The sequence below is a fragment of the Candidatus Nitrosarchaeum limnium BG20 genome (genome assembly GCF_000241145.1).
Taxonomy (GTDB): domain Archaea; phylum Thermoproteota; class Nitrososphaeria; order Nitrososphaerales; family Nitrosopumilaceae; genus Nitrosarchaeum; species Nitrosarchaeum limnae.
This window is the reverse complement of record NZ_AHJG01000292.1, coordinates 1-1,182: the sequence shown is the minus strand read 5'-3', so window position 1 is coordinate 1,182 and position 1,182 is coordinate 1. Positions and strand designations below refer to the sequence as shown.

General features: G+C 32.0%; 2 protein-coding genes. Both read left to right on the top strand.

Annotated elements, in window-relative coordinates; translation table 11 throughout:
* Window positions 1–587 (top strand): chlorite dismutase family protein (locus BG20_RS10515; protein ID WP_010195017.1); only part of this gene is annotated, 587 nt, incomplete at its 5' end.
* On the top strand, window positions 587–1,132 hold the full coding sequence (locus BG20_RS10510; protein ID WP_010195011.1) for a DUF1802 family protein: 546 nt from the start codon (window positions 587–589) through the stop codon (window positions 1,130–1,132). The genes BG20_RS10515 and BG20_RS10510, both read left to right, overlap by 1 nt.
* Window positions 1,133–1,182 lie beyond the last annotated feature (50 nt).

The following is a 1,182-nucleotide window of genomic DNA, read 5'->3' as shown; positions in this document are numbered from 1 at the left end:
AGGAATCAGCTAAAGAAGTAGAGATTGTGCTAAAAAATTCAGGAATAAAATTCCGAACATACTCCACATTAGGATTAAGAGATGATGCTGATTTCTTATTTTGGTTTGCAGCAAAAACAGTAGAAGAGATTCAAAGTGCAATAGCAAAATTATACACAACTGTTTTTGGGAAATACATCATTCCATCAAGAACATATCTATCATGTACAAGACCATCAATCTATGTAGAAAAAGGAAAACCACTAGGGTTTGTTTCAGATGCAGAGATGAAAAAGCATGTAATAGTATACCCTTTTACAAAAACTAGAGAATGGTATCTACTACCAAAAGAAGAAAGACAATCAATAATGGATGAGCATATAGAAGTTAGTAAAAAATATCCACAGATTATTCTAAACACAACATACTCTTTTGGAATTCATGATGAGGATTTCATGTTAGCATTTGAAGTAGATGAAATAAGAGATTTCCAAGATCTCATAATGGATTTAAGAGAAACAAGAGTTTCAAGATATGTTAAAAACGACATTCCAATGATCGTTTGTGTGAAAAAAGACATTGTTCCATTAATAGGAAGTATGGGGTAGTGGAATCACTAAAAGAATGGGCCACAGTAGTTGCAGCACTTGAAGATGGCGTTCAAACAGTTCTATTAAGAAAAGGCGGAATACTAGATGTTGCATCAGGATTTAAAATAGAAGCAAAAAAATTTCTATTGTTTCCAACACATGAGCATCAAGAGCATCATCACATAAAACCAGAATTTCATAAATATTTGGAACAAGTAAAATCAAATCCGCCAAAAGCAGGATTCAATAGAATCACATCATATGCAGAGATATTATCGGAGGCAGATATTTCATTAGATGAAACAATAAAGAAATTATCAAAATTTCACATATGGAGTGATTCATACATCAATGAAAGAAAGAATTGGAAGCCAGAAAATCCCATTAAAGCAGTTTTTTTAAAAGTCTACAAAATTCCTGAAGTAAATACCCCACTAAAATCGGAGTATCAGGGCTGCAAATCTTGGATAAACATAAATGAAGAAATTCCAGTTAGAAAAGCAGTTTTGAGCGATAAAGAAACTGAATCAAAACTAAAAGAATTCAAGGAGACAATAAAATGAAATTCAGAACATTAGGAAAAAGCGGAATCAAAGTATCTGAAATAGGATTT